At 63.7% G+C, this 5,393-nt stretch carries 6 protein-coding genes; 1 reads left to right on the forward strand and 5 read right to left on the reverse strand.

Going from position 1 to position 5,393, the window contains the following annotated elements:
* Positions 1–133: 133 nt before the first annotated feature.
* Positions 134–1,120 (reverse strand): ABC transporter substrate-binding protein, encoded by a 987-nt coding sequence (locus NKJ06_RS34135; protein ID WP_352636297.1) that lies wholly within the window; start codon positions 1,118–1,120, stop codon positions 134–136.
* Positions 1,121–1,381: 261 nt separating this feature from the next.
* On the opposite strand from NKJ06_RS34135, the gene NKJ06_RS34140 reads away from it, so the two are divergent.
* A complete protein-coding gene (locus NKJ06_RS34140; protein WP_352636299.1) occupies positions 1,382–2,353 on the forward strand; it encodes a sugar-binding transcriptional regulator in 972 nt (323 codons plus the stop codon).
* A 13-nt stretch (positions 2,354–2,366) separates the two neighbouring features.
* On the opposite strand, the gene NKJ06_RS34145 is transcribed toward NKJ06_RS34140, so the two are convergent.
* From NKJ06_RS34145 to NKJ06_RS34160, 4 genes are all read right to left on the reverse strand, one after another.
* Complete coding sequence (locus tag NKJ06_RS34145) at positions 2,367–2,735, reverse strand: hypothetical protein (RefSeq protein WP_352636301.1); 369 nt, start codon at positions 2,733–2,735, stop codon at positions 2,367–2,369.
* Positions 2,736–2,846: 111 nt separating this feature from the next.
* Positions 2,847–3,980: a dihydrolipoamide acetyltransferase family protein gene (locus NKJ06_RS34150; protein ID WP_352812321.1), complete on the reverse strand. Its 1,134-nt coding sequence runs from the start codon at positions 3,978–3,980 to the stop codon at positions 2,847–2,849.
* 3 nt (positions 3,981–3,983) lie between these two features.
* Positions 3,984–4,982, reverse strand: a complete 999-nt coding sequence (locus NKJ06_RS34155; protein ID WP_352633330.1) for an alpha-ketoacid dehydrogenase subunit beta — start codon at positions 4,980–4,982, stop codon at positions 3,984–3,986.
* A partial coding sequence (locus NKJ06_RS34160) for a thiamine pyrophosphate-dependent enzyme (protein ID WP_352812323.1) occupies positions 4,982–5,393 on the reverse strand: 412 nt, incomplete at its 5' end. The genes NKJ06_RS34160 and NKJ06_RS34155, both read right to left, overlap by 1 nt.

Raw genomic sequence — 5,393 nt, forward strand, 5'->3', positions numbered from 1 at the left:
CCCCCACTCCCCGCCCCCGGCCTCCCCCCCCCGGTTTCGACCTTGTGCGTTCCCCGTCGGCCCGCCCCCCGTGCGCGCGGGGTTGCCCCCGGCCCCCCCCCCCCGGGGGGCCCCCCCCCACGGGATTGCCGGCTTAGCCGCCGAACAGTTCCGAGAACTTCGCCTTGTCGGCGTCGGTCTTGGTGACGATTGCCTTGGTGTCGAACGGCATCACTTTGATCTTGACGCCTTCCGGCAGCCATTCGGGGCGGCCGACCGAGGCGCGCGCCGGCAGATAGCCCATCGACAACGCCAGCTTTTGGCCGTCATCGGAAAGAATGAAGTCGACGAACTTCTTGGCGCCGTCGACATTCTTGGCGGTCTTCATGATCGCGACTGGCTCGGTCACCGCCGGCACACCTTCGCTGGGGAACACGAACTCGACCGGCGAGCCCTTCTTCTTGGCGTTCATCGCCATGAAGTCGACCAGGATGCCATAGGGCTTCTCGCCTGATGCCACCGACTTCAGCACCGCACCATTGCCGCGCACGCTGACGGTGTTGTTGGTCTTCAGCTTCTGGAAGAAATCCCAGCCATAATTGCTGTCGCCGACGAAGCCTGAAAGCAGGTAGGCGGCCGCACCCGAATAGAGCGGGCTCGGCATGACCAGCCCATCGGCATAGGCCGGCTTGGCGAGGTCGGCCCAATGCTCCGGCTTTTCGGCGGCCGCGGTGTTGTAGACGATGCCGGTGGTGATCAGCTTGCTGCCGAAATAGGTCTTGTCGGCGTCATAGGCACCCGGCTCGATGCCATCGAGTTTGGCCTCGGGATAAGGCAGCAGCCGGTCGTCTTTCTTCAACAGCTCCATGCTGACCGCGTCGGCGATCAGAAGCACATCGGGCTGCGGGCTGCCGGCGGCGAACTCGGCCGCCATCTTGGTCAGGATGTCGCTCGTTCCTGAACGATAGATGGTCACGTCGATACCGGGCTGCGCCTTCTTGAAGGCGTCCACGGTCTTGGCCGCGTCGGCCTCCGGTTGGGATGTGTAAAGCGTCAGTGTTTCGGCGTTTGCCACGCCGGCAAACAAAGTTGCCGCGAGCGCCAGCTGGCTGGCCAGCAGCTTGATGAAGTGCGTCTTCATGAGACCTCCTGTCTTGTCTGTGCATGACCGGTCCGGCCCCTGGCCAGTTCCCCGTCTCTTCCTCCCTGCACGGCGCATATGACTGGTGGATGACACAGCGCGTGAGAGCCACAAAATATGTTCATATGTACAATGTCAATTACAAATGAACAGCATTGTGCAACAATCGACGCGCCGGAGGTCCGGCACCAGTTGACATCCGGCCGGCGCTTCCTTGAAGAGGCATCCGGTCAGGCCACGGCTCATGAGGGACAGCAACCGATGCCCACGGAAAAACCCGGACCGGCTCGCCTGCCGATGGTCTCGTCCGATCTCAGCGTCAAGACGGCCTGGCTCTACTATGTGGAAGGCTTTACGCAGGAGCAGATCGCCGAAAAGCTCAATGTCTCCAGGGTGAAGGTCATGCGCACGCTTGCCGCCTGTACCGCCGAAGGCATTGTCGTCATCATGATCAACGCGCCGACCGCCGGGCAGGTGGCGCTCGAACGGGCCCTGGAAAAGCGCTGGGGCCTCAACGCCGCTGTCGTCATCCCGACACCCTCGGCGCATGAGCATCTGGAAAAGGCGATCGGACACGCCGTCGCGACCTATCTCGGCGAGCAGATGCAGGACGGCATGACGCTGGCGATCGGAGGCGGCGCGACGCTGCATGCCAGCCTCGGCTTCCTCGCCCGCCGGCAGTTGAAGCGCGCCTCCGTGGTGGCGCTCGTCGGCAGCCTGCCGCATTCGCAATGGATCAATCCATCCATCGTCGCCGCCAAGGTCGCCGATGTCTTCGACGTGGACAGCTACCAGATCACCGCGCCGGTGACGGTCGACAATTCCTCGTTGCGCGATCTGCTGTGGGCACAGCCGACCCTGCAGGAGGTGCGCCAACGCGCGGCGGCCGCCGACATCGCGCTGCTGACGGTCGGCGATATGTCGCCCGATGCCACCATCTTCCGGCACGGTATCGTGCCGTCATCGCTGATCGCTCCGCTGAAAGCGAAGGGCGCGGTCGCCAACATGCTGTGCTATTTCGTCGACGCCAATGGCGGGCTGGTCGATCACGAGGTCAACGGACGGGTCATGGCTATCGATCTCGATGTGGTCGGCCAAGTGCCGAACGTCGTGCTAGCCGCGGGCGGCAAGCGCAAGGTTCCGGCGATCCTCGCCGCGTTGAAAGCCGTCAGCACCAATGTGCTGATCACCGACAGCGATACGGCCGCGGCGCTGTTGGCGAAGGGCGGCTGAGCCGGCTTTCGGTTTAAATAAGCCCGCGCTCGCGCAAAAAGTCCTCGACACCGACATGGGTCATGGACTCGAACTCGGCGATCGCCTCGGCTACCCGCTTGCGCTGGGCCGCCAGCAGCGTGAACACCTGTTTCATCTCGCCGGAAACACCAAAACGGCTCCACCGCTCGGCGATGTGCACCGGCAGACCGATGTCGGCACAGAACGCGTCCAGACTGTCATAGCCGAGGCTGACGACAAGCTGCCTCGTCTCCTCCGCCGACATGCGCGGCTCGAAGGCGTGATCGTGCAAGCGCTGCGCCACCAGCTTGATGTCGGACGGCGACGCACCCATGACCTTGCCGAACAAGGCTTTCACGTCCAATGGGTCGAATGCAGGCATGTTGGCCTCCCTTGAGCGCAATCCAGCTAGAACATGGGTCAAGGGTTGGCGCCTGACAAGTCGTTTCTGATGTATGCCAGCGCATCATTTCGCGCCGGCTCCCGACAGAGCCTACACGAGCAAACCCATCGGATTCTCGACCAGCCGCTTGAAGGCGACCAGCAGTTCGGCACCAAGCGCGCCGTCGACGGCGCGATGGTCGGTGGACAGCGTCACCGACATCACGGTGGCGATTTTGATCTCGCCGTTCTTGACCACCGCCCGCTCCTCGCCGGCGCCGACGGCCAGGATGGTGGCATGCGGCGGGTTGATGACGGCGGCAAAATCCTTGATGCCGAACATGCCGAGGTTGGACACCGCCGTGGTGCCGCCCTGATACTCTTCCGGCTTCAGCTTGCGGCTGCGCGCACGGCTGGCCAGATCCTTCATCTCGTTGGAGATGGTGGACAGCGTCTTTTCGTCCGCATGCCGAATGATCGGCGTGATCAGGCCACCAGGGATCGAGACGGCAACGCCGACATCGGCATGCTTGTGCTTGACCATGGCGCTTTCGGTCCATGACGCATTGGCATCCGGCACCGCCTTCAAGGCCATCGCCATCGCCTTGATCACCATGTCGTTGACCGACAGCTTGTAGGCCGGTGCGTCGCCCTTGTCGGTTTTCTTCACCGGGGCTGCGGCATTGATCTGCGTGCGCAGCGCAAGCAGCGCATCGAGTTCGCAGTCGAGCGTCAGGTAGAAATGCGGGATGGTGGTCTTGGCCTCGACCAGACGCCGCGCGATGGTCTTGCGCATGTTGTCATGTGGGACCAGATCGTAGGAGCCTTCTTCGAAGAGCCGCAGAACGTCCCCCTCCCCTTTGAGGGGAGGGTGGCCGGCCGCAGGCCGGTCGGGTGGGGTCGGTTCGACCGGACGCGGCTCAAGGGCGGTGCCGCCTGAGGCAACCCCGTCTGTCGACTTCGTCGACATCTCCCCCTCGAGGGGGGAGATTGGCGCATAGCTTTCATCTTCGGCATAGATCCACGCAACAGCCGCGCCGACCGCAATATCGACCCCCTCCTTGCCGGTGACATCGCGCAGCACGCCGCTGGCAGGCGCGTCGATTTCCATCGCCGCCTTGTCGGTCTCGATCTCGAACAGCACGTCACCCTTCTTGACGTGCGCACCTTCCTCGGCAAACCAGCGCGAAATCTGTCCTGTCGCCATGTCCATGTCGACCTTGGGAAGAATGACTTCGGTCGGCATTTCTCAGCGGACCCCTTTCACGAGGTCGCGCGCGGCGGTGATGATGTCTGGAACCTGCGGCACCGTTGCCTTCTCCAACTCCGGATTGTAGGGGATCGGCGTTTCGGCGCCGCCCAGCCGCACGATCGGCGCATCGAGATAGTCGAACGCCTCGCTTTCGGCGATCATGGCGCTGACCTCGGCACCGATACCCAGCGTCTTGACCGCTTCGTAGACGCACATCAGCCGCGACGTCTTCTTGACGCTGTCGATGACGGTCTGCTTGTCCATCGGCCGGATGGTTCGGAGATCGACGATCTCGACGTCGATGCCTTCGCTCTCCAGCGCGGCTGCGGCGTCGAGCGCCTTCTGCACCATGATCGAGGTCGCGACGATGGTGAGATCGCTGCCCTCGCGGCGGATATCGGCTTTGCCGATCGGCACGGTGTAATAGCCTTCGGGCACCGGGCCCTTCATCTTGTAGAGCAGCTTGTGCTCGAAGATCATCACCGGATCGGGGTCGGCGACCGCCGCCAAAAGCATGCCCTTGGCATCATAGGGCGTCGCCGGCTGGATGACTTTCAGACCCGGCACGTGGCCGAGCCAGGCCTCTAGGCTCTGGCTGTGCTGAGCCGCCGCACCCGTGCCGGAACCGGCGGGAAAGCGCATCACCACGGGAACCGAAACCTCGCCGCCCAACATGAAGCGCATCTTCGCCGCCTGGTTGACGATCTGTTCCATGGCCAGCGTGGCGAAATCGGAAAACTGGAATTCGAAGATCGGCCGCATGCCGGTGAGGGCAGCGCCGACGGCAACGCCCGCCCCGCCCAGTTCCGAAATCGGCGTGTCGATCACCCGCTCGGTGCCGAAACGCTCGACCAGATCTCCGGTCACCTGGAAGGCACCGCCATAGACGCCGATATCCTCGCCCATCAGGAAGACGCGTTCGTCCATGTCCATGGCGATCGCCATGGCTTCCTGGATCGCCTGGGCGTAACTCAGTTCACGCACCATCGCGTCCATTACGCCTGCTCCGTATAGACATAATTCCCGGTGTCGCGGACGTCCGGCGACGGGCTCGCCTTGGCGAACTCGATGCCTTCGGCGATCTCTTGCGCCACGGCGTCGCGAATGGCCTCGATACCCTTGTCGTCGATGAAGCCGAATTCCCTGAGCTCGCTCTCGAACAGGGTGATCGGATCGCGGTTCGACATCCAGTCCTCGATCTCCTCCTTGGTGCGATAGCGGTTGCGGTCGCTCTTGGAATGGCCGCGATGGCGATAGGTCTTGGATTCGATCAGCGTCGGGCCCGCCGCCCCCCCGGCGGCGGGGCCGGCCCGGTGGGACGCCGCCGCGGCCCCGGGGGACCGGGTGGGGGGGGGGGGGTTAAAAAACAGGCGCGGGCGGCGCGATAGGCGGTGGAGGGGAGTGTGG

This window comes from Mesorhizobium sp. M0293 (assembly GCF_040321735.1).
Lineage (GTDB): Bacteria > Pseudomonadota > Alphaproteobacteria > Rhizobiales > Rhizobiaceae > Mesorhizobium.

Bases quoted from the DNA above. Each gene is read 5' to 3' on its own strand.
- NKJ06_RS34135 (WP_352636297.1), bottom strand. From the start codon at position 1,120: ATGAAGACGCACTTCATCAAGCTGCTGGCCAGCCAGCTGGCGCTCGCG.
- NKJ06_RS34140 (WP_352636299.1), top strand. From the start codon at position 1,382: ATGCCCACGGAAAAACCCGGACCGGCTCGCCTGCCGATGGTCTCGTCC.
- NKJ06_RS34145 (WP_352636301.1), bottom strand. From the start codon at position 2,735: ATGCCTGCATTCGACCCATTGGACGTGAAAGCCTTGTTCGGCAAGGTC.
- NKJ06_RS34150 (WP_352812321.1), bottom strand. From the start codon at position 3,980: ATGCCGACCGAAGTCATTCTTCCCAAGGTCGACATGGACATGGCGACA.
- NKJ06_RS34155 (WP_352633330.1), bottom strand. From the start codon at position 4,982: ATGGACGCGATGGTGCGTGAACTGAGTTACGCCCAGGCGATCCAGGAA.